25 protein-coding genes are annotated in these 25,372 nt (G+C 70.2%); 17 read left to right on the top strand and 8 right to left on the bottom strand.

The window, feature by feature from the left end:
* Both CBM2586_RS27850 and CBM2586_RS27855 read right to left on the bottom strand, forming a co-directional pair.
* On the bottom strand, positions 1–1,884 hold the full coding sequence (locus CBM2586_RS27850) for a sensor histidine kinase (protein ID WP_115691074.1): 1,884 nt from the start codon (positions 1,882–1,884) through the stop codon (positions 1–3).
* A 7-nt stretch (positions 1,885–1,891) separates the two neighbouring features.
* Positions 1,892–2,584: a response regulator transcription factor gene (locus CBM2586_RS27855; protein ID WP_115691076.1), complete on the bottom strand. Its 693-nt coding sequence runs from the start codon at positions 2,582–2,584 to the stop codon at positions 1,892–1,894.
* 303 nt (positions 2,585–2,887) lie between these two features.
* Here CBM2586_RS27855 and CBM2586_RS27860 point away from each other — a divergent pair, with 303 nt between their 5' ends.
* The 7 genes from CBM2586_RS27860 to xth all read left to right on the top strand — a co-directional run bounded on the left by CBM2586_RS27860 (position 2,888) and on the right by xth (position 9,358).
* Complete coding sequence (locus tag CBM2586_RS27860; protein ID WP_240988042.1) at positions 2,888–3,610, top strand: penicillin-binding protein activator LpoB; 723 nt, start codon at positions 2,888–2,890, stop codon at positions 3,608–3,610.
* Positions 3,594–4,097 (top strand): hypothetical protein, encoded by a 504-nt coding sequence (locus CBM2586_RS27865; RefSeq protein ID WP_115691080.1) that lies wholly within the window; start codon positions 3,594–3,596, stop codon positions 4,095–4,097. Before CBM2586_RS27860 ends, CBM2586_RS27865 begins: the two co-directional genes overlap by 17 nt.
* A gap of 55 nt (positions 4,098–4,152) precedes the next feature.
* Entirely contained in the window at positions 4,153–4,962 is an 810-nt protein-coding gene (locus CBM2586_RS27870; protein ID WP_240988043.1) for a hypothetical protein, read from the top strand.
* A gap of 9 nt (positions 4,963–4,971) precedes the next feature.
* A complete protein-coding gene (locus tag CBM2586_RS27875) occupies positions 4,972–6,354 on the top strand; it encodes a hypothetical protein (RefSeq protein ID WP_115666102.1) in 1,383 nt (460 codons plus the stop codon).
* Positions 6,355–6,502: 148 nt separating this feature from the next.
* Positions 6,503–7,090 carry an OB-fold protein gene (locus CBM2586_RS27880; protein ID WP_115666101.1) on the top strand — a complete coding sequence of 196 codons (588 nt, stop codon included), beginning with the start codon at positions 6,503–6,505 and terminating at the stop codon, positions 7,088–7,090.
* 294 nt (positions 7,091–7,384) lie between these two features.
* Positions 7,385–8,455 carry a BON domain-containing protein gene (locus tag CBM2586_RS27885; protein WP_115691082.1) on the top strand — a complete coding sequence of 357 codons (1,071 nt, stop codon included), beginning with the start codon at positions 7,385–7,387 and terminating at the stop codon, positions 8,453–8,455.
* Positions 8,456–8,545: 90 nt separating this feature from the next.
* Positions 8,546–9,358: an exodeoxyribonuclease III gene (xth, locus tag CBM2586_RS27890; RefSeq protein ID WP_115691084.1), complete on the top strand. Its 813-nt coding sequence runs from the start codon at positions 8,546–8,548 to the stop codon at positions 9,356–9,358.
* Here xth and CBM2586_RS27895 read toward each other — a convergent pair.
* Entirely contained in the window at positions 9,355–10,275 is a 921-nt protein-coding gene (locus CBM2586_RS27895) for a LysR substrate-binding domain-containing protein (protein ID WP_115691086.1), read from the bottom strand. The genes xth and CBM2586_RS27895 overlap by 4 nt on opposite strands.
* A gap of 119 nt (positions 10,276–10,394) precedes the next feature.
* Here CBM2586_RS27895 and CBM2586_RS27900 point away from each other — a divergent pair, with 119 nt between their 5' ends.
* Together CBM2586_RS27900 and CBM2586_RS27905 are read left to right on the top strand one after the other, a co-directional pair.
* The gene (locus CBM2586_RS27900) at positions 10,395–11,861 is read left to right on the top strand and encodes an amidase (protein WP_115691088.1); all 1,467 of its coding nucleotides are present in this window, start codon (positions 10,395–10,397) and stop codon (positions 11,859–11,861) included.
* An 82-nt stretch (positions 11,862–11,943) separates the two neighbouring features.
* Positions 11,944–12,927, top strand: a complete 984-nt coding sequence (locus CBM2586_RS27905) for a Bug family tripartite tricarboxylate transporter substrate binding protein (protein WP_115666096.1) — start codon at positions 11,944–11,946, stop codon at positions 12,925–12,927.
* A 16-nt stretch (positions 12,928–12,943) separates the two neighbouring features.
* On the opposite strand, the gene CBM2586_RS27910 is transcribed toward CBM2586_RS27905, so the two are convergent.
* A complete protein-coding gene (locus CBM2586_RS27910) occupies positions 12,944–13,732 on the bottom strand; it encodes an NAD(P)H-dependent oxidoreductase (RefSeq protein WP_115691090.1) in 789 nt (262 codons plus the stop codon).
* 87 nt (positions 13,733–13,819) lie between these two features.
* Between CBM2586_RS27910 and CBM2586_RS27915 the strand changes: the two genes are divergently transcribed.
* Both CBM2586_RS27915 and CBM2586_RS27920 read left to right on the top strand, forming a co-directional pair.
* Positions 13,820–14,725 (top strand): LysR family transcriptional regulator, encoded by a 906-nt coding sequence (locus CBM2586_RS27915; protein WP_115691092.1) that lies wholly within the window; start codon positions 13,820–13,822, stop codon positions 14,723–14,725.
* 100 nt (positions 14,726–14,825) lie between these two features.
* Positions 14,826–15,212, top strand: coding sequence for a nuclear transport factor 2 family protein (locus tag CBM2586_RS27920; protein WP_115691094.1), 387 nt, complete (start codon positions 14,826–14,828; stop codon positions 15,210–15,212).
* A 31-nt stretch (positions 15,213–15,243) separates the two neighbouring features.
* Here the strand turns inward: CBM2586_RS27920 and CBM2586_RS27925 are convergent, their stop codons facing one another.
* Positions 15,244–15,759 (bottom strand): RidA family protein, encoded by a 516-nt coding sequence (locus tag CBM2586_RS27925; RefSeq protein WP_231942676.1) that lies wholly within the window; start codon positions 15,757–15,759, stop codon positions 15,244–15,246.
* Between the two features lie 133 nt (positions 15,760–15,892).
* Here CBM2586_RS27925 and soxR point away from each other — a divergent pair, with 133 nt between their 5' ends.
* Positions 15,893–16,375, top strand: a complete 483-nt coding sequence (gene soxR, locus CBM2586_RS27930) for a redox-sensitive transcriptional activator SoxR (protein ID WP_115666548.1) — start codon at positions 15,893–15,895, stop codon at positions 16,373–16,375.
* A 26-nt stretch (positions 16,376–16,401) separates the two neighbouring features.
* On the opposite strand, the gene CBM2586_RS27935 is transcribed toward soxR, so the two are convergent.
* Positions 16,402–16,791: a c-type cytochrome gene (locus CBM2586_RS27935; protein ID WP_115666092.1), complete on the bottom strand. Its 390-nt coding sequence runs from the start codon at positions 16,789–16,791 to the stop codon at positions 16,402–16,404.
* A gap of 213 nt (positions 16,792–17,004) precedes the next feature.
* Here CBM2586_RS27935 and CBM2586_RS27940 point away from each other — a divergent pair, with 213 nt between their 5' ends.
* Together CBM2586_RS27940 and CBM2586_RS27945 are read left to right on the top strand one after the other, a co-directional pair.
* Entirely contained in the window at positions 17,005–17,379 is a 375-nt protein-coding gene (locus tag CBM2586_RS27940) for a hypothetical protein (protein ID WP_115666091.1), read from the top strand.
* A 139-nt stretch (positions 17,380–17,518) separates the two neighbouring features.
* A complete protein-coding gene (locus tag CBM2586_RS27945) occupies positions 17,519–18,178 on the top strand; it encodes a DsbA family oxidoreductase (RefSeq protein WP_115691096.1) in 660 nt (219 codons plus the stop codon).
* A 78-nt stretch (positions 18,179–18,256) separates the two neighbouring features.
* Here the strand turns inward: CBM2586_RS27945 and CBM2586_RS27950 are convergent, their stop codons facing one another.
* Both CBM2586_RS27950 and ytfE read right to left on the bottom strand, forming a co-directional pair.
* The gene (locus tag CBM2586_RS27950) at positions 18,257–20,545 is read right to left on the bottom strand and encodes a nitric-oxide reductase large subunit (RefSeq protein ID WP_115691098.1); all 2,289 of its coding nucleotides are present in this window, start codon (positions 20,543–20,545) and stop codon (positions 18,257–18,259) included.
* A 34-nt stretch (positions 20,546–20,579) separates the two neighbouring features.
* The gene (gene ytfE / locus CBM2586_RS27955) at positions 20,580–21,302 is read right to left on the bottom strand and encodes an iron-sulfur cluster repair protein YtfE (protein WP_115666088.1); all 723 of its coding nucleotides are present in this window, start codon (positions 21,300–21,302) and stop codon (positions 20,580–20,582) included.
* Positions 21,303–21,469: 167 nt separating this feature from the next.
* Here ytfE and norR point away from each other — a divergent pair, with 167 nt between their 5' ends.
* The 3 genes from norR (at position 21,470) to CBM2586_RS27970 (ending at position 25,365) form a co-directional block, all read left to right on the top strand.
* Positions 21,470–23,017 (top strand): nitric oxide reductase transcriptional regulator NorR, encoded by a 1,548-nt coding sequence (norR, locus tag CBM2586_RS27960; protein WP_373424295.1) that lies wholly within the window; start codon positions 21,470–21,472, stop codon positions 23,015–23,017.
* 142 nt (positions 23,018–23,159) lie between these two features.
* Complete coding sequence (locus CBM2586_RS27965) at positions 23,160–23,588, top strand: polyhydroxyalkanoate granule-associated phasin (protein ID WP_115666087.1); 429 nt, start codon at positions 23,160–23,162, stop codon at positions 23,586–23,588.
* Between the two features lie 199 nt (positions 23,589–23,787).
* On the top strand, positions 23,788–25,365 hold the full coding sequence (locus CBM2586_RS27970; protein ID WP_115666086.1) for a histidine kinase N-terminal 7TM domain-containing protein: 1,578 nt from the start codon (positions 23,788–23,790) through the stop codon (positions 25,363–25,365).
* Positions 25,366–25,372: the final 7 nt, after the last annotated feature.

Here is a 25,372-nt window from a genome sequence, read left to right on the forward strand (position 1 = left end):
CTATGCCGCGGGCGCGGCCCCTGCCCCGGGCGTGCCCGCCTCATCGCCCTGCGCCGGTGCCAGCGGCACCTCTACTGTCAGCGCGGTGCCGCCGGGCGCCGAGCGGATCTGCAGCCGGCCGCCGATCGCCGCGGCACGCACCTGCATATTGCGCAGCCCGCGCCCGCCGCGCGTGGCCTGGGTATCGAAGCCGCGGCCATCGTCGGCCAGCGTGATGCGGATCGCCTGCGCGGCCGGGTCCGCCTGGGCGGTCACCGTCAGCGTGCGCGCGGCCGCATGCTGCAGCACGTTGGTGATGCCTTCCAGCAGCAGGTATTGCAGCTCCTGCACCTTGCGCGCGGAGAAATGCGGCAGCGCGGGCAGGCGTTCGACCTCCCAGCGGATTTCCAGACCGGCATCGGCGATGCGCGGCCCCAGCCGGTAGCGCAGGTTGCCCAGCACCGCGGCCAGGTCGCCGCCGGTGTCCTGCATCGCATCGATGGAAAGCTTGAGCGAATCCAGCGCATGCCGCACCTGCGTGGCCACCTCCGGGCCGCTGGCCTTGCCCGACTCCAGCATCGACAAGGTCGTGACCAGCTGGCTGCCCAGCCCGTCGTGCATGTCGCGCAGGATGCGCCCGCGTTCGCGCAGCGCGGTCTCCTCGGCGGCAATCTTCTGCGTGCGCGCAAAGGCCGCGCGTAACTGCGCCTCGCGCTGCGCGACGCGCTCGGTCAGCACCTGGTTGGCGTTCTGCAGGCTCTGCACCGCGCTGGTGTAGCGTTCCACCAGCATCCACGCCATCACCACGCTGAACGGCACCGAGACATAGCGGGTCATCGAATGGACCCAGTAATAGTCGCCGGTCAGCCAGACCTTGATCCAGTCCGCCAGGAACAGCACCGCCGACACGCCCACGGTGACGGCCAGCAGCGTCGCCTCGCGGCTGGGCCGGCGCAACGCGCCCCACACCATCGCGCCGGCCACGGTCAGGATGATGCCGACCTTGACCAGCCAGCTCAGCGGAAACACCAGCGGATGGCTGGAAATCGCGGCCAGCGGCGCCAGCACCGGCAGCGCCAGCAACAGGTAGGCGTTGAGGGTGCGATGCAGCCAGCGCCAGGGCACCCGGATCACCAGCAGGCAGAACCTGGCGATGGCACCCAGGAACACTTCGCGCGCGGCGGCCACGATATATCCGCGCAGTTCCGCGGGAATGGCGAGGTCATCGACGAAGTAGTCGAGCAGGCGCACGCTCCAGGCAACCTCGGCCAGCCCGTACAGGCCGAACAGCGGATCGCGCTGGCGCCACCAGATCAGCAGCGCCAGGCCGCCCAGCACGACGCTGAGCACCGCCGCGATCAACGGGCCGACCACGCGCAGCAGGAAGGCCCGCTCATACTGCGCGCGCACCTCGGCGGCCGGGCCCACCGTCACCGGCAGCAGGCCCGAGCGCGCATAGGCGCGCGCGGCTACGGTGATGCGCAGCAGGTTGCCGTGCGTGTTGGCCAGCTCGGGCGGCACCGCGACGTAATACGGGCGCTTGGCCAGCGCCGACGCCGGTGCGTCCAGGCGCCCGCCGGCCGCGATCAGCACGCCGTTGAGGCGCATCTCGTAGCTGCCGCCGGCCCACGGCACGAACAGCCCGCCCGGCGCCGCCGCGGGCCAGTTGCGGTCGAAGCGCAGTTCGTAGACCACGGTGCCTGACTTGCCCGGCATCACCCGGTCCCAGTAGTCGGGCAGCGTCAGCGCGCGCGCCGGCAGCACGGTGCCGTCCGCGAGCGTGGCCGCGCGCGTGGCCTCGGCCAGCGCCATGGTGTCCGCCGCCGCCATGCGGGGCAGCAGCAGGCCGGCCCACGCTAGCAGCAGGGCCAGCACGGTGCGCAGCGAGGGCGGCCAGGACGGCATGGCGCGCTTACAGGGACTTGAGCAGGCCGAGCTTGGCCGCCTCGAACACGGCCTCGCCGCGCGAGCGCACCGCCAGCTTGCCGTAGATGTTCTTGATGTGCGACTGCACGGTATGCACGCTCAGCCCCAGGTAGCGGGCCGTTTCGGCGTAGGTATAGCCGCGCGAGATCAGGTCCAGGATCTCGTTCTCGCGCACCGACAGCACCACCGCGCCCTCACCCACAGCGGTGGCCGCGCCGGTGGCCGCATCGCGCGCCGCCTCCGGCGGCCCGCCGCGCAGCCGGTTCACCACCTGCCGCGCGATCAGCGGGCTCATCGGCGAGCCGCCCGCGCGCAGTTCGCCGATCGAGGCCGCGATGCGGTCGGTGGTTTCATCCTTGAGCAGGTAGCCGATGGCGCCGGCCTCGATGCTGGCCAGCACGTGCTGGTCATCGCCGAACACGGTCACGACCATGCAGTCGCAGCCGGGATAGCGCAGGCGCGCGTTGCGGATCACGTCGATGCCGCTGCCGTCGGGCAGGCCGAGGTCGCACAGCAGCACGTCGGGCTGGTGCTGCGCCAGCCATGCCAGCGCCTCCGCCACGGTCGCGGCACAGCCCTGCACCACGGCATCCGCCGCATGCAGGTCGACCGCCTGCACCAGCCGGCGCAGCGCCAGGGGATCGTCTTCGACGATGAGGACTCTTGTTGTGCTTGCCATGCCTGTATTCCCGAGCCACGCCGCGGTGCGCCCCTGTATTGCCGCGCTGTGCGCACGTTGCGCCGGCACGACGGCGGATTCTGACATATCCCGCCCGCGCGCGGACGGCCCCGGCGGGCCCCTTCAGGGTAAACGCCGCCGCCCGTACCGATCGCACGCCCGCACGCCGTTGCCCATCCCATATTCTGGGGAGGCGTCGGCCCGGGCCTGCTCCTATGATCGCGGCAAAACAGCCCCGCCGGTCCGGATCCCGGCTCCGAGCGCGGGCGACAAAGCCATGACGGGAATACGGGGAGCAAGACCGTGACAGACAAGACAGCCGGCACACCGGCCGCACGGGAAATCGGGGAAGCAGGGGGAAAAGCCGCGCGCACCATCCCGCCAGCGGCCGCGCTGCGGCTGGCCGGCGGGATGGCGGCAGGCGGTCTGGCGATGCTGCTGGCCGGTTGCCTCGCCACCGCGCCGAACGCCGCCGGCGTGGCCGCCATGGAGCTGGACCCCGGCCGCAAGGGCGCGGTGTCCGGCGTGGGCCTGGAGGGCCACGACATCGTCGCCATGGCCGACCAGATGATGCGCGACATCCTGGCGCAGCCGCGCTTCGCGCCCGGCCGCGATGGCAAGCGCCCGCGCATTGCCCTGGACGGCGCCAACTTCATCAACGACAGTGCCCAGCCGCTGGACCGCCAGCTGATCGTCGACCGGCTGCGCGTTAGCCTGAACCGCGCCGCGCAGTCGCGCATCCAGTTTGTCAGCAGCCAGACTGCGCTGGTCGAGCGCGAACGCCAGGCCAAGCGCAGCGGCGCCACCGACGCCGGCACACTGGGACTGGCCCGCGCGCGGCTGGGCGCCGACTACAGCCTGTCCGGCCGGATCGGTTCGCTCGACAGCCGCAGCGCCGCCACCGGCATGGTGCAGCGCTACATGCAGATCTCGTTCGAGCTGGTCGAGGTGGAAACCGGCGAACTGGTCTGGAGCAACATCTATGCATTCCAGCGCGCCGCGGCGGACGATGTGGCCTATCGCTAGCCGCCGCGGCGCGCACCCGGTGGCCTGGCTGGCGGCAGCGCTGCTGGCCGGCTGCGCCGCCACGCCGCCCGCCCATACCGGCTGCACGCCGTGGCAGCAGCAGCGCGCGCGGCCGTCCCTGCCGGTCTCGTTCCTGTCGCCGGAGCTGGCCGCCATGGTGGCTATACCTCAGGCCGACACCGCCTCCGCGCCTAACGCCGGCGGGCAGGGCGCGGTCCGCGCCGGCCTGCACAACTGCACCGAATCCGACGTCGCGCTGCTGGTACGCACGCGCTTTGGCGCGGCGCAGCCGGGTGTCGCGAGCGAGCCGCCCAGCGCCTGGCGCACGCTGGTGCTGCCGCCCCGCACGCAGGTCGACTACGCCGAGCATGCCGTCATGGCCGGCTCCGTGCCGGCCGCGCTGGAGATCCTTGACGCCCAGCGCGCGCAGCAGCCCTACCGGCCGGGACAGCACTATCCCGTGCTGCCCGGCCCGGCGCGGCCGTGACGGCCGGCCCGCACCGCAGCACCGACCTCCCCTGACGCCTTTCCACGCCCCACCCATGACCGTTGCCCACTTCATGCCACGCCTTGCTTCGCTCGCCACCCTGCTGGCCGCTTTCCTTGCCGCCGGCTGCGCCGCCCCGCCGATGGCGCTGAAATCCACCCGCACCGGCGGCGACAGCGCGCCCGTGGTGCGCGCCGACGTGGCCGGCAAGGCTGACCTGGCGGGCCTGAATGTCGGCGATACCGTCGCCGTTTCGCCCGGCAACAACAAGGTCGTGGTGGCCTCGACCCCGCTGGTCTACACCCTGTATGAAGACGGCATGGTGACGCAGGCCGAGGTCAAGCGGCAGCAGCTCACGGTCAACCGCAAGGACGCGCCGCGCATCGAATTCATCAAGGGCGAGCTGCACCGCGGCGACTTCATCCGCCGCGAGATCCTGCTGGACCTGCACAGCAAGGATCCGGACGAGTTCAACCGCACCATCCACTTCCTCGCCTTCAACCGCGGCGACAAGGCCTTTCGCGGCGACCTGACGGTCTATGACCTGCTGCCCGCCGAGCTGGACCTGGTGAAGCTGGGCAGCGCCAACAAGTACACCGACCAGACCATGGTCAAGGGCGTGCTGAGCGGGCTGCCGTTCCTGTCGCTGGTGACGCTGGCCATGGACAACTATTCGCGCTCCGACGAAGCGGTGCCGATGCGGCATGAACGCCTGGACCAGGTGCAGAAGTTCACCTTCCAGCGACTGGTGCTGGAACCCGGCCAGGCCGTCGGCTTCACCATGCACGTGCGCTACCAGCTGCCGGGCGAAGCAGAACTGGCCGACCTTCGCGAAACCGCCGCGCCGCTGGCCCGGCAGCAGTAAGGGGCGCCGATGCGGATGCTCCACGCTGCCGGGATATGGCGGCGCACCGGCGCGGCGCTGCTCGCCCTGGCGCTGGCCACGCCGCTGCCAGGCAAGGCGGCCTGGTTCGACGGCGACGAGAAGCGCCTCGCGGCCGAGGCGGACCGCTTTGTCGCCGACAAGCCTGCCGAGCTGCAGCGCATCCTGCATACGCTGTACATGGAGGGCGAGTGGAACGCCGTGCTCAACCTCGACCTGCTCGGCCTGGCCGCGATCGAGGCCGGCCGGCCGCGGCTGGCCGAGCGCGCCTTCGACATGGCCGCGGCACGCGTCCTGCGCGTCTATGCCGACGACCCCAACGCCCGTCAGGCGCGCTCGCTGTGGTCCGCCGAGAGCGTCAAGGACTGGAAGGGCGAGCCGTACGAGCGCGCCATGACCTTCTACTACCGCGGCCTGCTCTACGCGCACGCCGGCGACTACCAGAACGCCCGCGCCGCGTTTCTGCAGGCCGATATCCAGAACGCCTTCGGGCAATACGAGCGCGCCGCCGACGGCCAGGGCAGTTTTGCGCTGATGGCATGGCTGGCGGCATGGGCTTCGCAGTGCGCCGACGACCCCGCCCGCGCGACCGAGCTGGCAGGCCGTGCGGCCGGCGCCGCCGAGCCCTTCTACGCGCAAGCCCGTGGCGCGCTGCCGCGGCACCTGAGCCTGTTCGAAGCCGGCCTCGGGCCGGAGAAGGTGACGCTCGGCGAGACCAGGAGCCTGCTCGGCTTCCTGCCGCAAGGCACGGCCCCGGGCGCGCCACGGATCGGCTATGGCGCGCAGGTGAAGCCGCTGGCCGCGGGAACCGCCGCCAGCCTGGACCGGGTCGCGCTGACCCGTGGCGGGCGGCCGATCCAGGGCATCCTGGACGGCAAGGCCGTGTTCAAGGAGAACACCGCCACCCTGGCGGACACCGCCGGGGCGCTGTCAGCGGGACTGGCGCAGGCGGCGTGGTCGGGCGCAAGCGGCGGCAACGCCGGCCTGGCCCAGGGCCTCGGCGCCGCCGGGGCGGCCGGCTCGCTGCTCAGCCTCGCCGCCGGGGCGCTGTCCAGCGCCGCCAATGCCGAGGCCGATACCCGCTACTGGGCGTCCTTGCCCAAGACCATCTACATCGAGGCGCTGGCCGCCCCGCTGTCCCAGCCCGCGGTGCAATTCAGCCCGGCCGCGGGCGGCAAGCCGCGCCCGGCGCTGTTGCAAGGCCGCCAGGGCGACTGCTCGCTGGCGTGGGGCCGCGAGCATTCCGCCTTCGATGGCGAGCACGGCGGCGTGGCCAACCCCTCGCCGTGGCCGGCCGAACCGGTCGAATCCGGGCGCGAACGCGCCAACGCGGCGCTGCGCAACGAATTGCTGGCGCTGCCGTTCGGTCCATAGCCCGCCCGCCAGACCCGTTCGGGGGATGGGTGCCTGATGTTCTCGACCGTTGCAGCGCTTTTGTCAGTTCTGTTGGATTTTGCAAGATGTACGCATACAATGCCCCGGCGCCGGCCGATAGAGCTGGCGGACCTGGAGAAGAAGCAAAATGCAGACGGGAAAACTGATGGCAGGGCTGGTCCTGGCCGGGTTGCTGGCCGGTTGTGAATCGATGGATGGCGCCATGTCCTCCATCAACGGCGTGCTCGACGGCACCGGCGACGTGCTCAGCGGCGACTTCCGCATGCTGGCCGACCCCAAGCCGGCTTCGCTCGGCGACATCTGGGCCGACTGGAAAAAGAACGAAATCACGGCGAAGAAAAAGTGGGACGCGCAGGCCATCCTGGTGTCGGGCACGGTCTCGCGCATCACCAAGGTCGATGGCCTGAGCCGCTCGGACGACACCATCGCGGTCTACTTCAGGGACTCGGTCACCCCGCAGTGCACCGGCAAGGCGCTGATGCGCGATGCGATGATGGTTAACCAGAAGAAGATCAGCAACCTGCAGACCGGGGACAAGATCAACGTGACCGGCGTGCTGGCGACCAGCGATTCCGAGACGTACAACAGCAGCAACAAGGAATGCTATTTCGCCTTTGCCAAGTCGAAGATCGAAGCGGCTCCGGCAAGCACGGCAGCCCCCTCGAAAGCCGCCACCAGCACCAAGTCGAAATCGACCAAGACCAGCAAGAAGTAAGCTCTCCCGCGCAACGGGCGCCGGCGGCCCGCCTGGATCCGCCAGCGGCTCCATCCCCCTTTGCCCGCGGCGCCGCGTGCCGGCCACGCCACAAGCAACCCACCCGGCCTGCATCCCTTACACGCTCTGAAACCATTGCAAGGACCCCCGGTCCGCCCGGTTCCCGTCTGCCGGGGCCGTGCAGGCCCCCGGCCGCACGGTACGAATCTTGCCCTTTGCCGTATACCCGCCCGCGGTGTCGGCGCAGTGTTGCGCCGGTTTCCGCACATGGCGTTACCTTGTCAGGAAATCAGCATGGGCTATTACTACGATGACCGTGAAGCGCGCGCGCAACGTGAACGCCGCCAGGCATGGGACGATGACGACTGGCAGCCGGAATCGGAACGCGACCGCTGGCAGGCACAACGCAGACGCCAGCAAATGACCCCTGGCCAGACCAGCTACGGCGGCCCTGCCCGCCCGGCCCGGGAATTCAACGAGCAGTATGGCGCCGGACGCTACCCCGACTATCCGCGCGAGGGGCGCTATGGCAGCGAAGGACGCTACGGCAGCGACCTGCGCTATGGCTTGAATGGCGGCTACGGCTGGGAGCGCGCCAGCGAATGGCGCGATCCCCAGGCCTGGGAACGCGACGACGAATACGCGGAACGGCAGTGGCGCCAGAGTATCGAGCGCGCGCGCGAACCGCGCGAGCGCTATGAAGGGCGCGAGCGCTATTTCAGCGACCTGCGCAGCGACACCCGCTACTGGACCGAAGCGGACGACGACGAGGACGAAGCGCGCCGCTACGCGGCGCAGCACAGTCCCGGATACCGCCAGTATGCGGAGCGGCGCGGCTGGGAGACCGATCACGCGCGCGATGACGAGCGCGACGACGAGCGCGAGCACGGCGTGCTCTATAACCTCGGACGCCGCATCGGCGAGGTGGTCGGCGACTTGTTCGGCACGCCGGACGAGCGCGAACGGCGCGCCGGTCCGCGCGGCTACCAGCGCAGCGACGACCGCATCCGCGACCAGATCTGCGAGCGGCTGAGCTACGCGCGCGGGGTTGACGTCAGTGATGTCAGCGTCGACGTCGCCGACGGCGTGGTGTCGTTGACCGGCACCGTGCGCGACCGCGGCCAGAAGTACTACATCGAGGACATGGCTGACGGCACCTACGGCGTCAAGGAGGTCAACAACGACATCCGGGTGCGCCGCGACGGCGAGCGCACCGGCGAGTCTTCCGGCGCTACCCGCGGCGCGGGCAGCCCGGGTAGCACGACCGCCACCACCGGCGGCAGCGCCACCGGCGGCGGCGCCACCAGCGCGGCCAGCACCACCAGCACCACCAGCGCCGTCACGGGCAGCACCTGGCGCGCATAAGGCCAGTAGCCGGCGGAAGCTTCCGCCGGCTTTTTTTGTCGATCCGGTCCGCGCCCAGACCGCCAACGCCGCCCACGCCGGCCGCACCGCATGCCCGCGTCCACGCTGAAGATCGCCACCTTCAACATCAACGGCATCCGCAGCCGGGTGGGTGCGCTGTGCCACTGGCTCGCGCGCGAAGCGCCGGACATCGTCTGCCTGCAGGAACTGAAGACCGCCGACGAGAGCTTCCCGGCGCGCGAGATCCGCGACGCCGGCTATGGCGCGATCTGGCATGGCCAGAAGTCCTGGAATGGCGTGGCCATCCTGGCGCGCGGCGCGGAGCCCGTCGAAGTGCGCCGCGGCCTGCCCGGCGACCCCGACGACAGCCACAGCCGCTACCTGGAGGCGGCGGTGGCGGGCATGCTGATCGGCTGCCTTTACCTGCCCAACGGCAACCCGCAGCCGGGACCAAAGTTCGACTACAAGCTGGCGTGGTTCGAACGGCTGATCACGCACGCGCAGGAATTGTTCGACAGCGGCCACCCGGTAGTGCTGGCCGGTGACTACAACGTGGTGCCGACCGACCAGGACATCTACAACCCGCGCTCGTGGCGCAAGGACGCCTTGCTGCAGCCGGAAAGCCGCGACGCCTACGCGCGCCTGCTGGCGCAGGGCTGGACCGATGCGCTGCGCCAGCACCATCCCGATGCGCCCATCTACACCTTCTGGGATTACTTCCGCCGGCACTGGGAGACCAATTCCGGCCTGCGCATCGACCACCTGCTGCTGAGCGCCGAACTGGCGCCGCGGCTGCGCGACGCCGGTGTCGACCGCTGGGTGCGCGGCGAAGAGCATCCCAGCGACCATGCGCCCGCGTGGGTGGTGCTGGGCCCCGCGGCGCGGCGCAAGCGCGCGGGCTAGGCCGCCGCGGCCTCCGCCACCAGCTTGTCGCGGATAAAACCCAGGAAGGCGCGCACGCCCTCGGGCAACGTCCGGCCCGCCAGGGTCTGCAGTTCGATCGCCCGGCTACGCATGCCGCGTTCGCGGATGGTCGCGGCATGCAGCTCGCCGCGGCGCAAGCGGTCGCCCACGGTCACGCTGCCCGAGATCGACAGGCCGCCGCCGTGCAGCACGAAGCTGGTCAGGGTCTCGAAGTGGTTGGTCACCAGCACCGGCTCGAACACCATGCCGCGCTCGCCGCAGGCCAGGTCGAACAGCTGGCGCACGGTGTTGTCGCCCTCGGGCAGCGCCAGCGGGTACGGCTGCATCTGCGCCAGCGTGACGCTGCGAAAGCGCGCCAGCGGATGGTCCGGCCGCATGATGGCGATCACCGGCGCGGCCTGCCGGTGGGCGATGCGGATACCCTGCTCGGCGGCGCGGCTGTAGGTGATGCCGATATCCGCGTCGCCGTGCAGCACGATGCCGGTCACATCCGCCGGCGGCGCCACCCGCACGTGGAAATGCAGGCCCGGATAGCGCTGGCGGAACTCGGCGATGATGCGCGGCAGGAATTCGATCGCAAACCCGGCCGAACTGGCCACCCGCACCCGGCCGCGGCGCAGGCCCTGCAGCGCGGCGATCTCGGACACCACGCGGTCGGCTTCCAGCGCGCCGCGCAGCGCGTAGGCCGCCAGCAGCTCGCCGGCGGCGCTGGCCACCATGCCGCGCGGGCGGCGGTCGAACAACGGCACGCCTAGCAGGGCCTCGAGCGCGGCGACCTGCCGGCTCACCGCCGACACGGTCACGTTGAGCCGCTGCGCGGCCTCGGTCAGCGAGCCGCTGCGGACCACTTCCAGGAAATAGCGCAGCGAGGTGTCCTGCAGGCGATGCGACAACATGGGGGCGGGCTCCCTGGCCGGTTTGCGTTTTACGCAAGGATATTTGAAAAAATCGTCGATTGCGGGAAAGCACGCGTCCCCCGTATGCTGTTTCACGACATCACCGGAGACCCCGCGCCATGGCGACTGCCCAGACCCCTGCTACCTTGACCGACCCGATCGCTGACCTCGATGCCGTGGCGCTCTCGCGCGCCATCCATGCCCGAGAGGTCTCTTGCGCCGAAGTGCTCGATGCCTTCCTTGGCCAGATCGACCGCCACAACCCCCGCGTCAACGCCATCGTCGCCGCGGTCGACCGCGACACGCTGCGCCGGCAGGCGCGCACGCTCGACGACGAACTGGCGCGCGGCGCCAGCCGCGGCCCGCTGCACGGCTTCCCGCAGGCCCCCAAGGACATCAGCCCGGCCGCTGGCATGGTCACCACCAAGGGCTCGCCTATCTTCGCCGGCCAGGTCAGCGACGCCGATGCCGTGATCTTCGAGCGCATGCGCGCCGGCGGCGCGCTCTTCGTCGGACGCACCAACTCGCCCGAATTCGGCCTCGGCGGCCATACCTACAACCCGGTCTACGGCACCACCCGCAACGCCTTCGATCCCGGCCGCTCCGCCGGCGGCAGCAGCGGCGGCGCCGCGGTGGCAGTGGCGCTGCGCATGCTGCCGGTGGCCGACGGCTCGGACATGATGGGATCGCTGCGCACCCCCGCGGCGTTCAACCATGTGTACGGACTGCGCACCTCGGTCGGCTGCGTGCCGCACGGCCCGGGCGACGAAGTGTTTTTCCAGCAGTTCAGCGTGGCCGGCCCGATGGCGCGCAACGTGCCGGACCTGGCCCTGCTGCTGTCGGTGCAGGCCGGCTTCGATGCGCGCCTGCCGCTGACGCGCCGCGGCGAGGCGCCTGGCACCTTTGCGCTGCCGCCCGAACGCGACTGGGCCGGCGTGCGCATCGGCTGGCTCGGCGACCTGGGCGGGCACCTGCCAACCGAAGCGGGCCTGCTCGATACCTGCGTGCAGGCCCTGGCGCACCTGCGTACGCTTGGCTGCACCATCGACGCGGCGCTGCCCGACTTCGACCTGGAACGCCTGTGGCGTGCGTGGATCGACCTGCGCAGCTTCTCGGTGGCGGGCGCCAACGCGGCGCTGTACCACGACCCGGCCAGGCGCGCGCTGCTCAAGCCCGAGGCGGTCTGGGAGATCGAACGCGGCCTGGCGCTGCCGGGCACGCGCGTGTACGAGGCCATGGCCGAACGCAGCGCGTGGTACCAGGCGCTGCGCGTGCTGTTCGAGCGCTTCGACTACCTGGTGCTGCCGGCCGCGCAGGTATTCCCGTTCGATGCCGGCTGGGACTGGCCGCATGCGATCGACGGCCGCGACATGGACACCTACCACCGCTGGATGCAGGCGGTGGTGCCGGCCACCATGGCCGGGCTGCCGGCGCTGGCAGCGCCCGCCGGCTTCGGCCCGCAGGGCCTGCCCGCCGGCATCCAGATCATCGGCCCGGCGCAGGCCGACGCCGCGGTGCTGCAGCTGGGCCATGCCTACGACCAGGCCGGCGGTTTTTCGCGCGTGCGCAGCCCCTGGCTCGGCTGAACCCCGCCGCGCGGCGCGCGCCGGATTTCGCATCGCTTTCCGATTGCCTTCCATTCCTACAACTGCCGGCAGGAGTGCCACCATGACTGCAATGACCCCGAAGCTGTTTCTCGCCTGCGCCACAGCCCTGGCGGCGCTGACCCCCGCGCCCGCGGCGCAGGCGCAAACGTGGCCGGAGCGCCCGCTGCGGCTGGTGGTGCCGTTCGCCGCGGGCGGCGCCACCGACGTGCTCGGCCGCCTGCTGGCGGTCGGCCTGGGCGAAAAGCTCGGCCAGTCGGTGGTGGTCGAGAACAAGCCCGGCGCCAGCACCGTGATCGGCGCCACCCAGGTGGCCAAGGCCCCGCCCGACGGCTACACCCTGCTGCTGGCGGCCAGCACCACGCTGACGCTGAATCCGGCGATCCGCCAGCACCTGGGCTACGACCCCATCAAGAGTTTCACCCCGCTGGGCCTGGTCGCCGACATGAGCCTGGTGCTGGTGGCCAACCCCGACACGAAGATCGCCTCGCTGAAGGACCTGGTAACGCAGGCCAAGGCCAACCCGGACAAGTTCTCCTACGGCTCGTTCGGCGCCGGCTCGTCGGTGCATTTCGGCGCGGAGATGCTCAAGGCCGCCACCGGCATCCGCATGGTGCACGTGCCGTTCAACGGCAGCGCCCCCAGCCTGACCGCGCTCGCGGGCGGGCAGGTGCAGGTGGCAGTCGATACCGTGGTGGCCACCCTGCCGCTGATCAAGGGCGGCAAGATCCGGCCGGTGGCGGTGCTGTCGCCGCAGCGCCTGCCGGCACTGCCGCAAGTGCCGACCGTCGCCGAAAGCGGCTACCCCGGCTTCCAGATGGGCACCTGGTTCGCGCTGATGGCGCCCGCCGGCCTGCCCGCGCCGGTGCAGCAGAAGCTGGAGAAGGCACTGGCCGACGTCGCCAACGCGCCGGCCACGAAGGCGCGCATGGTCGAGCTGGCGTTGACGCCGGCGTATGGCAATGGGGCGGCGGTGAAGGCGCGGGTGGAAAAGGAACTGCCGGAGATGCGGGCGGTGGCGGCGCGGGCGGATATCCGCGCGGAATGACCACGGCGGCGCGCACTCAGCGCCGCGCGCGGTCCACATGCGCGGCGAAGCCCGCGGCCTGGGGCGCCACGTCCTCGCGCAGCGTAAGCTGCGGGATCAGGTAGTCGCCGCCGTTCTGCCGCCGGAACGGAATCGGTGCGGTGGTCCCTAGCGCATCCAGTCGCTCGCCCAGTTCCTCGCGAATCTGCGCAAAGCGCGCCGCATCGACCTTGCCGGTCCGGTACACCAGGTACGGCGGCAGCACGTCGAACCCCGGATAGTGCAGGATGCCGTGGTGGATCGGGAACAGGATGTCGTCGATCGGGCCATTGATGCCGCGCGCGCTGTAGTGCGACGCCCAGCCGCCGGCGGTGACGATCAGCATCGCGCGCTTGCCGGCGAGCGTGCCTTCGCCATAGCGGTCGCCCCAGCGCTGGTCCGAGTGTTCGCCGACGCCGTAGGCAAAGCCATAGGCATAGACGCGCTCGACCCAGCCCTTCAGGATGGCCGGCATCGAGAACCACCACAGCGGGAACTGCAGGATCACGGCGTCGGCCCAGCGCAGCTTGTCCTGCTCGCCTGCAATGTCATCGCTCTGCAGCCCGTGGTCGAAGGCATGCTTCGAATCCAGCGACGGGTGGAATGGCTCGTCGGCCTTGGGAACCTTCGAATCGGAGGCGTCGAGCAGCGGCTTCCATTGCATCGCATACAGGTCCGAAAGCTGGACTTCGTGGCCGGCGTCGCGCAAACGCTGCACGGCAAAATCCCGGATGGCACCGTTGAGCGAGCGCGGTTCGGGGTGGGCATAGACCAGCAGTACTTTCATGTCGGTGGCTTCAAGGATTTCAGTGAAGCCAGCATAGGCCGCGGTCAGGTATATTGGAAATGAATATCCAATATTCCAGGTATTGTCATGACTGATTCCGCGTCCAGCCTGAGGCGGCTCGACCTGAACCTGCTGGTGACGCTCGACGTGCTGCTGTCCGAGCACAACGTAACCCGCGCGGCCGAGCGGCTGCATCTGTCCCAGCCCTCGGTCAGCGTCCACCTGGCCCGGCTGCGCGACCACTTCGGCGATCCGCTGTTGCTGCCGGGGCCGCGCGGCATGCGGCCCACCGCCAGGGCCGACGCGCTGCGCCAACCGCTGCGCGAAGCACTCGGCGCACTGGCGCAGGCGGTTTCCGCCGACACACCGTTCGACCCCGCCACGTCGACCCATACCTGGCGCGTGGCCGCAACCGACTATGGCGAATCGACCATCGTGCTGCCGGCGTTGCAAGGGCTGCGCAAGGCGGCGCCGGGCGCGCGGCTGGCGGTGGTGGAGATGGTGCCGACGCGCATCGCCCGGCAGGCCGAGCGCGCCGAGCTGGACCTGGCCTTCCACACCACCGACGGCTCGCCGCCGGCGCTGCACCGGCGCGCGCTGTTCACCGAGCGCTATGTGCTGGTGGGCCGCGCCGGCAATCCGCGGCTGAAGCGGCGGCCCACGCTGGCGCAATTCTGCGCGCTCGAGCACGTGATCGTGTCGCCGGACGGCGGCGGCTTCCACGGTGTCACCGACGAAGCGCTGGCCCGGGCCGGGATGCAGCGGCGCGTGGTGCTGTCGGTGCCGCATTTCCTGTTTGTCACGGCCGCGCTCGCCAGCACCGACCTGGTGGCGATGCTGCCCGAACGGCTGGTGCGCGGCGCTCCGGCATTGCGCGCGGTGGCAGCGCCGGTCGAAGTGCCTGGCTACGAGATGTCGATGCTGTGGCCCGAGCGCGTGCACCGGGATCCGGCGCACCGCTGGCTGCGTGAGCACATCGCCACATCGGTGTAAGTCCGGCCGGATCCCTGTTTGCATACAAAACTGGAATACAATCAGCGCTTTCAACGTTGCGGCAGGGCGCCGTCCCTGCCGCCCAGTTTTGGAGGAGACCATGACGTATCCGGAAACGGGCCTGACGTCCCGCCACGTGGCCGCGCTCGCGCCGATCGAGGATTACCTGCAGGGCCATATCACCGGCAAGGCCGAATTCATGTACCAGGCCTTCGCCGCCGACGCGCGCATCGTCTCGTTCCGCGACGGCAAGCTGCATGCGCTGACGGTCGAGGAATTCGCCACCGCGCGCTGCCCCGGCCATCCGGCCGCGGATGAAGCGCAGCGCAAGCGCTTCATCACGCAGTTCGACGTGGTCGGCAATGCCGGGGTGGCCAAGGTGGTGCTGGAATACCCGGGCGTGACCTTCACCGACTACATGACGCTGCTCGAGATCGACGGCGTCTGGAAGATCGTCAACAAGACCTTCAGCGCCGCGGCGCGCTGAGCCGGGGCTCCAGAGCCCTCGCGGCCGCGGTTCAGGCCGGCAACACCGCTGTCGCCTCGATCTCGAACAGCATGTTGTCCAGGGCCAGCCGCGGCACCGGGATCAGCGTGCACGCCGGCGTCGGCCGGTCGCCCCACATCTCGCGCAGCGCCGCGCCGAAGGTGCGCAGGCGGTCGTGCGAATGGTCCACCACCAGCACCGTGAGCTTGGCCACGTCGCCGACGTCGGCGCCGGCCGCCTGCAGCGCAATGCGCAGGTTGTGCATGGCGCGCGCCACCTGGCGCGGAAAATCGAGCGGCAGGCAGCCTGCCGCGTCCTCGCCGCCCTGCCCCGAGACATAGACGATGCGGACCGGGCCTTCGACCAGGGCCACGTGCGAATAGCCGTTGGGCCGCGGGTCATACAGGCCCTCGGGGTTGAGCAGGCTCAGCGAGTCATTAAGACGGGCGAAGGGCACCGCGGGCGCAAGGGGCGCTGCAGGAAAAGCAGGCAGCGCGGGCGAGCGCAGCGACGAAGGCGCGAAGGGCGAGAAAGGAAACGTTGTCATCGGCTTGTGGACGGCATCGCGAACAGAGGAGCCGCCAGTATCAAACCTCAAGCTAGGTTAAGGTCAAGCGCGGCCATGGTGGTAGCATGGGCATTCCTGCGTGACTGCGTTCCAGCACCGCCTGCCCTTCGCCATGGCTTCCAAGCAACCGCCCGCCACCCCGCGCCGACGCCGCCCCGCGCCTGCGCAAGAACTGCTCTCCGTCGGTGAAGTCGCGGCACGCACCGGGATTGCGGTGTCCGCCCTGCATTTCTATGAAGCCCGCGGCCTGATCGCCAGCACCCGCAGCGGCGGCAACCAGCGCCGCTATGCGCGCGCCGTGCTGCGGCGGCTGGCGGTGATTCGCGTGGCGCAGCGCATGGGGCTGCCGCTGGCGGTGATCGCCGACGCCATGCGCAAGCTGCCCGATGGCCGCGCGCCGACCGTGGCGGACTGGCGCAGGCTCTCCGCCAGCTGGCGCGACGACCTCGACGAACGGATCCGCACGCTGACGCAATTGCGCGACCAGCTGGACGGGTGCATCGGCTGCGGCTGCCTGTCGCTCAAGGCGTGTCCGTTACGCAATCCGCATGACGCGCTGGCCGGGGAAGGGCCGGGGCCGCATTTCGCGGAGTGAGGCCACACGGCCCCAGCCGTGCCGGCTTACTTGAAGGTCTCGAGGTACGCCAGCAGGTCGGTGATCTGCTGATCGTCGCCCAGCCCCCAGAACCTCATCTTCGTGCCCGGCACTACCTTGCCGGGCGACCGGACGAAGGCGCGCAGCGTGTCATGCGACCACACCACCTTCGACGCGCGCATCGCCTCCGAATACTGGAAATCCGGCGTGCTGCCAGCCGCGCGGCCGAAGATACCGTTCAGTTGCGGACCAAAGCCCGCGCGCGCATTGCGCCCGACGTGGTGGCACGAGGCGCAACGCGTCGCAAACAAGGCCTTGCCGGCCTGGAGATCAGCGGCGGCGGCGGCGGCGGTGGCAGTGGCGGGAATGGCGGTGAAAACGGTCAGTGCCAGCAGGGTGGCGGCGATACGGCGCATGTGCAGCTTGGATCGGAAATGCCGGGGCAGGGTTTGCATGATACAGGCAGCGCCGGCACGCCGCGGCCGGATGCGCGGGTTACACCGCGTCACACTTGCAACACTTCGCGCGCCCCATATTACAGCCCGCCCCCCTACAGTGAGCCCATGTCCAACGCCCCTTGGGAGGCAGCCATGAAACGAATCATCGCAATGGCGGTAGCAGGCGGTGCAATGCTGGTGGCCAGCGCTGGTGCTTACGCCGGTGTGAATATCGATATCGGCATCGGCATGCCTGGCGTGGTGGTGGCGCAGCCGGCGCCGGTCTACCATCCGGCCCCGGTCTATGCGCCGGCGCCGGTGTATGCGCCCGCACCCGTAGCCTACGCGCCGCGCCCGGTCGTGGTGGCACCGCGGCCCGTGGTGGTGGCGCCGGTGCCGGTGCGCTACGACCATGACCGCGGCTATCGCCGCGCCTATTATCGCGGCAACTACGGCGATGGCTACCGCGACGGCTACCACGACCACCGCCGCGAATGGCGCGGACGCGAGTGGGCGCACCGCCATGGCGACCACGATGACCGCGACCACGGGCGCCGCTGGGACTGAACCCTGCCGCATCGCGGGCGGACGCGCGGCCACCGGCTGAAGCGTCCCCCTGCAAGGATTCGCCAGTCACGCTACCCTGTCGGCAACTTCCAATCCGGGCCGGGGCCATGGCCTCGCCCGCCCATGCCCAGGAGCAGCCATGCCACAGCCCCTCAAAATCGACTTCGTCTCCGATATCGCCTGTCCCTGGTGCGCGATCGGCCTTGCCTCGCTGCAGCTGGCGCTGCAGCGCGTGGGCGATGCCGTCGGCGCGGAGATCGTCGTGCATCCGTTCGAGCTGAACCCCGGCATGCGACCCGAAGGCGAAGCCATCGTCGACTACATCGGCCGGAAGTATGGGCGCACGCCGGCGCAGATTGCCGAGACCCAGGCAATGATCCGCGAGCGCGGCGCCGCCGTGGGCTTTGCCTTTGGTCAGCGCACCCGTGTCTACAACACCTTCGACGCCCACCGCCTGCTGCACTGGGCCGGGCTGGAAGGCAAGCAGCTGCCGCTGAAGCAGGCGCTGCTGCGCGCCTACCATGCCGACGGCAAGGACCCGAGCAACCATGACGTGCTGGCCGAAGCCGCACAGGCCGTCGGCCTGGATGCCGCAACGGCGCGCAAGGTGCTGGCGGGCGATGACTATGCCGATGTGGTGCGCGCGGAAGTCCAGGAATACCAGCGCATGGGCATCAACTCGGTGCCGTCCATCATCTTCAACAACCGCTACCTGGTGACCGGCGGGCAGCCGGTGGAGGCGTTCGAGCAGGCCATCCGCGAAATCGTTGCCGAGGCGCAGCAGGCGGGCAATCGTTGAGCGGCCACGCATCGCCACGATAAGAAAGGCCCGACCGGAACCCCGGGCGGGCCAAACCTGCTTCTCGCTCCCTGTTATTCAGCGTGCCGCCGGCTTCATCCCCGTCGCCACGGCATCAGCCGCCAGCGGCGTGCGATTCGCCAGGCCCAGCACCACCTGCCACGCGAACGACACCGCGCCGACGATAAACACCACATCGCCGAAGGTGCGCACCCAGCGCAACGTCTGCAGGATCGGCTGCTGCATGAAGGCCTCGCTGCGCGAATACCACGTGCCGTGCTCGACGCTGGCCAGGAACTGGATGATGCCGATCGGCAGCAGGCTGGTGCCGATCATCAGCACCAGGCCGATGTTCAGGCCCCAGAATGCGGTCTTCATCAGCGCCGGGCTGAGCCGGTAGGCCGGCCGCACGTAGCGCAGCACCAGCAGCGTGAAGCCCAGCGCCAGGAAGCCGTAGACGCCGAACAGCGCGGCATGGGCATGGACCGGCGTGGTGTTCTGGCCCTGGATGTAGTACAGCGCGATCGGCGGATTGATCATGAAGCCGAACACCCCCGCGCCCAGCATGTTCCAGAACGCCACCGCGACAAAGCACATCAGCGGCCACTTCAGGTCGGCCATCCACGGCGCGCGCCGCTTCAGGCTCCAGTTCTCCCAGGCCTCGTGGCCCAGCACGATCAGCGGCACCACTTCCAGCGCGCTGAAGGCGGCGCCCACCGCCATCACCGGCGTGGTGGTGCCGGCAAAGTACAGGTGGTGGAAGGTGCCGGGAATCCCGCCCAGCATGAACAGCGAGGCCGAGGCCAGGCTGGCGGCGGTGGCCATCGGGCGCGACACCAGGCCGAGGGTGGAGAAGATGAAGGCCAGCGCCGTGGTGGCGAAGACCTCGAAGAAGCCCTCCACCCACAGGTGCACCACCCACCAGCGCCAGTACTCCATCACTGTCAGGCTGGTGCGTTCGCCGTAGGCCAGGCCGGCGCCATAGAACAGGCCGATCGCCACCACCGACGAGGTCAGCAGCGCCAGCAGGTTGCGGTCGGTGCCGCGCGCGCGCAGCGCCGGCAGGATGCCGCGCATCATCAGCACCAGCCAGATCAGGATGCCGGCGAACTTGCCGATCTGCCACAGCCGGCCCAGGTCGACGTATTCATAGCCCTGGTGGCCCAGCCAGAAGTTCAGGTGCGGCGGCAGCTTCTGCGCGATCGCCAGGTAGTTGCCGGCGAACGAGCCCACCACCACCACCACCAGCGCCCAGAACAGGACATCGACGCCCAGCCGCTGGAACTTCGGATCCTTGCCGCCGTTGATCAGCGGCGCCAGGAACAGGCCCGCGGCGAGGAAGCCGGTGGCGATCCAGAACAGCGCGCTCTGGATATGCCAGGTGCGCACCAGCGCGTACGGGAACCACTGCGACACGTCGACGCCGTAGAACTTCTGGCCTTCGACGGTGTAGTGCGCGGTGAAGCCGCCCAGGAACACCTGGAACACGAACAGCGCCACCACCAGGAACAGGTACTTGCCGAGCGCGCGCTGCGACGGCGTCAGCGCCACCGACAGCAGCGGGTCGCGTGCCGGCGCCTGCGGCGGCGCTTCTTCCTTGCCGCGCAGGAAGGCCCACGCCCACACCAGGAAGCCGACGCCGGCCAGCAGCACCACCACGCTGATCACCGACCACACCACGTTTTCGCTGGTGGGCTGGTTGCCGATCAGCGGCTCGTGCGGCCAGTTGTTGGTGTAGGTGGCCTCATGGCCCGGGCGCGCGGTCGACGCGGCCCACGCGGTCCAGAAGAAGAAATGCGTCAGCTGCTGGCGGCGCTCGGCGCTCGGCAGCGTGTTCTCCTTCATCGCGAAATGCTCGCGCGTGGTGTGCAGCGCCGGCGCGTCGGAAAAGAGCTGGTCGTAGTAGGCGGCGGTCACGGCGATGGCCTGCGCGCGGCGCTTCGACACGGTCAGCACGTTGCTGGCCGCATCGGCGGCATTGCCGCGGTACTCGGTGCGCAACTGCTCGCGCAAGGCGGCCTGCGCCGGCGCGTCGAGCTGCGCAAAGGCGCGGCCGTAGCCGTCACGCGCGGCCAACTCCAGCCACGCGGTCAGTTCGCGGTGCAGCCAGTCGGCGGTCCAGTCCGGCGCCTGGTAGGCGCCATGGCCCCAGATCGAGCCGAGTTGCATGCCGCCGACCGACTGCCATGCGGTCTGGCCGTCGAGGATGTCGTCGCCGCTGAACAGCGTGCGGCCTTCGGCCGTGACCACCTTGGCCGGAATGGGCGGGGCCTGCCGGTACACCTCGACGCCGTAGTAGCCGAGCAGGGAGAACGTGACCGCCAGCACGGCGATCAGCAGGAACCAGAGTTTGCGGTAGGGACCCATGATGCGAAGTCGTTGAGGATGGTATCGGGCGGGCTCAGGCGTGTGCCGAGCAGCCGCAGCCGCTGGCCTGCGCGGTGGCGGAAGCGGTGGCCGCCGCGCCTTCGAACAGCACGTTGTTTTCCAGGTGGATGTGTTCCATCAGGTCTTCGCGCAGCGTGCGCAGGCCCAGGTAGAGCGCGCGCCAGGTATTGCAGGCGGCGCGCGGCAGCGTGATGTCGTGGGTCAGTTCGGCCAGCCGCTGCAGGGCCACGCCGTGGTCGTCATGCTCGGCGCGCATCACCGTGATCGGGCGGCTCGCGGCGGCATGCAGGCCGCGCAGCAGCATCGGGAACAACACCTGCTCTTCCTTCTGCATATGCGATTCCAGCTCGCCCAGCATCTCGCTCAGGTGGTCGGCCAGCCCCAGCGGGCACTCCGGCCGGTCGCCGTGGACCTGCTCGACCCGCCGCGCCAGGCGGATCAGCTCGGGCAACTGTTCGCGATGGCGGGCATGGAAGCGCACCAGGATATGCTCGATCAGCGCCGCGGGGGTGGCCGTGTTCCAGTCCTGCGCCGACGGATCGGCCTCGGCCTGCAGCGCGCGCAGCTGCGCGGCGATGGCGGCCACGGCGGCGGCATCGAGCCCCTTCTGCTGCGCGGCGTCGCGCAGGGTCTGCTTGCCGCCGCAGCAGAAGTCCAGCCCGTGGTCGTGGAAGATGCGGGTGGCACCGGGAATCTGGCGGGCCAGCTGGCCCAGCGAATGGTCTTGCAACGTCATGGCGGTTTCTCCGTGTGGAAGTGATGACCGTCAGACATACGCGAGCAGCGTGCCAGAAAAAAAACTAGTTGAATCAAGGAATTGGAAATGTCGGGGTACAAATTACCCTATACTTGTCGCGGTACTAATGACCCTGTAAGGTGTTTTCCACCATGATTTCAGCCACCATGCATCCCGACCTGCTGGCCGACCTGGTCATCGATTTGCCGCATGCGGTGCGCCTGCAGCGGCTGGTCAGCGCGTTGCGCACGCATTTCCGCTGCGGCGCGGTGGCGCTGCTGCGGCTGGAGGAAGACCACCTGCGCCCGGTGGCGGTCGACGGCCTGGTGCGCGATGCGCTGGGCCGGCGCTTCGCGGTGGGCCTGCACCCGCGCCTGGCCGCGATCCTGGCGCGCCGCGGCGTGACCTGCTTCCATCACGACAGCATGCTGCCCGACCCCTACGACGGCCTGATCGACGAGCATGTGGGCGAGCCGCTGCCGGTGCATGACTGCATGGGCACCCGGCTGGAAGTGGACGGCCAGCCGTGGGGCGTGCTGACGCTGGACGCGCTCGCGGTCGGCACCTTCGACGGCGCCGCCCAGGCCGAACTGCAGCGCCTGACGGTGATCGTCGAAGCCGCCATCCGCACCACCCGGCTCGAGGGCGAGATCCGCGCGCTGCAGCTTGCGCGCGGCACCCCCGAGTCCGAGGAAGGCGCGGCCCCGCACGACATCGGCGCCGAGATCATCGGCCAGAGCGAGGCCATCGCCAACCTGCTGCATGAGCTGGAAGTGGTGGCCGACACCGACCTGCCGGTGCTGCTGCTGGGCGAGACCGGCGTGGGCAAGGAGTTGTTCGCGCACCGCCTGCATCGCCAGTCGCGCCGGCGCGCGCAGCCACTGGTGCACGTCAACTGCGCCGCGCTGCCGGAATCGCTGGCCGAGAGCGAGTTGTTCGGCCACGCGCGCGGCGCCTTTTCCGGCGCCACCGGCGAGCGCCCGGGGCGCTTCGAGGCCGCCGACGGCGGCACCCTGTTTCTCGACGAGGTGGGCGAGCTGCCGCTGGCGATCCAGGCCAAGCTGCTGCGCACGCTGCAGAACGGCGAGATCCAGCGGCTGGGCTCGGACCGCCCGCGCCGCGTCAACGTGCGCGTGATCGCCGCCACCAACCGCAACCTGCGCGAGCATGTGCGCGATGGCTCGTTCCGCGCCGACCTGTACCACCGCCTGTCGGTCTACCCGATCCCGATCCCGCCGCTGCGCGAGCGCGGCAACGACGTGCTGCTGCTCGCCGGGCGCTTCCTCGAGCTGAACCGCGCCCGCCTGGGGCTGCGCAGCCTGCGGCTCTCGGGCGGCGCGCAGGACGCGCTGCGCCACTACCGCTGGCCCGGCAACGTGCGCGAGCTGGAGCACGTGATCAGCCGCGCCGCGCTGCGCGCGGTCAGCCGCGGCGCGGGTCGCAATGACATCGTGACGCTGGAGCCGGAACTGCTCGACCTCGACGGCCTGGAATTGCCGCCGGCCACCCGCCCCGGCAGCGGCGCGGCCAGCCCGCCCGCCACGCCGGCGCTGCCCGCGGCGGCAACGCTGCGCGACGCCGTCGAGCACACCCAGCGGGCCTGCATCGCGCACGCCCTGCGCGAGCAAGGCGGCAACTGGGCGCAGGCGGCGCGCCAGCTCGGCATCGACGCCAGCAACCTGCACAAGCTGGCCAGGCGGCTGGGTTGCAAGTGATCCGAGTCCGGTTCCGGTGCCGCGGCATGGCAAGTCGCGCCATTACCGCATAAGCTGATGCGGATGCCCACGCAGGGCGCCATCGCCGTGTGCAGCAACTGCCGCCCCCTGCGCGCACGGCCCGCCACTGGAGAATCCCGTGATGATGACTGCAACGCAAATCTTCTGGCCGCCGGTGTTCTGGCCATTTCCCGCCGTCTACGCCGGCGTGCCGCAGCTGGAGGCCATGCAGGCCGACCTGGCCGGCGCCTGGCGCCGCATGGCCGAACTCAACCTGGACTTCGCCCGCACCCTGTTCGAGAACATCCAGTTCGACGCCATGGGCACGATGATGGAGCCGGACCCCGAAGCCCGCTACGCGCGCGAGATCGCCAGCGAGCTACCGCTGCTCGGCGCCCCGCTGCAATACGCTTCGACCATGCTGGAGCTGTATGCGCGCGCCCAGCAGAAATGGATCGACGGCTGGGGCCATCTGCTGACGCGCGGCATGGGCTTCGACTGGCCGGGCCTGCAGCAGGACGTCGTCGATATTCCCTTCTGGCTGGTGCGGGAAACCCCGAGACAGGCCTGACCGGGTCCGGATACGGGTGCGGCGCGACCGGTACGGCGGCGGCCGCGCGGCCGCTGTTGCATCGGCGCACCCGCTGCCAAGCCGGCGATGCCGAACGGTATCATGCTGGCTGACGAGATCGCGGAGCGCATGCAACCGGCGTGCGCCTGGCCGGGCGGCGGCACCAATGCCCGGGTCTCGAACACGCGCGCCGCCTTCAATGCCCTCATATTCACTGGTTCTCCTGCTTACCGTCGCCGTGGTTGCCTGCATCGGCATGGCCATCGCCACCTGGCCGCGGCGCGACGATCCGACCGTGCAGGCCTTCCTGGTGCTGGCCGCCGGCGCGGCCACCTGGAGCGGCGGCCGCCTGCTGGAGATCAGCTCGACCGACCTGGAGGGGCGCATCCTGTGGGCCAAGATCCAGTACCTCGGCATCGTCGCGGTGCCGATCGGCTGGCTGGTGGCGATGGTGCACCTGAGCCGCCCGCGCTACGTGGTGCCGTGGTCAAGGCTGTGGCTGCCGGTGCTGGCGGCGGTGGTGACGGTGGTGATGGTCTTTACCAACGAGCGCCACGGGCTGGTGTGGCCGCGCATCACGCTGATGCCGCCCGGGGTCTCGCCCGGCGCGGTGTTCGACCATGGCATCGGCTATGCCGTGGTGGCGGCGTGGTCATACCTGCTGCTGGCGCTGAGCCTGTATTTCCTGGTCACGGCCGAAGTGCCCAACGGCGCCTTGTCGCGCCGCGGGCGCGCCATCCTGGGCGCGGGCCTGGCCCTGCCGCTGGTGGCCAATGTCGCCTACCTGAACCGCTGGACCGGGCCGCTGGGCGGTGACCTGACCCCGGCGACGTTTTCGCTGATGGCGGCGCTGGTTTGGTTCTGCGGGCTGCGCACGCATCTCGATGATATCGGCCACTACGCGCGGCTGCGCGTGTTCGATGCGCTCGGCGAAGGCTGCGTCATCGTCGACGGCCATGGCACCATCGTCGAATTCAATCCCGCCGCGTCGCAGCTGTGGCCGGCGCTGCGCCGGGGCGATCCGCTGCCCTCCGGCTGGGACACGGCGCTGCGGCGTGCGCCTGGCGAGCGCGCGGCCGACGGCGCGGCCGTGCCTTTCGTGCCGCCGGGCGCGCCGTTCGAACTGAGCGGTGAACGCGTCGCGCGCCTGGACGGCAGGCAGATGGGCAGCCTGCTGTTCCTGCGCGACATCAGCCGCTTCCAGTCGCGCGAGCTGGCGCTGAGCGCGCGGCTAGGGCAGACCGAAGAGCAGCTGTGGCAGGTGCAGGCGGACCTGGACATCGACGCCCTGACCGGCATCCGCAACCGCCGCTACTTCCAGCGCGAATCGATCGCAGCCGTGACGCGCGCGTGCGAGCGCGGCCAGCCGCTGGGACTGCTGATCCTGGACGTGGACCAGTTCAAGCAATACAACGACCTGCATGGCCACATGGCCGGCGACGATTGCCTGCGGCAGATCGCCGGCGCCCTCAGCGGCGTGCTGCATGGCGAGCAGTTCTGCGCGCGGCTGGGCGGCGAGGAATTCGCCGCGGTGCTGCCCGGCGCGAGCCGTGACGAGACCCGCGAGCTGGGGCGCCGCATGGTGGCCGCGGTGCGCGAGCTGGGCATTGCGCACCTGGGCACGCCGGTGCAGCCGGTAGTGACCATCAGCGTGGGCGCGGTCTGGGCGGTGCCCGAAGCGCCGCGGCTGGAGCCGCTGCTGCACCGTGCCGACAGCGCGATGTACCGCGCCAAGCGCGCCGGCCGCAACCGCTTCATGCTGGACGGCGACGCCTGAGCCGCGC

This window comes from Cupriavidus taiwanensis, from assembly GCF_900250115.1.
GTDB classification, from domain to species: Bacteria; Pseudomonadota; Gammaproteobacteria; order Burkholderiales; family Burkholderiaceae; genus Cupriavidus; species Cupriavidus taiwanensis_B.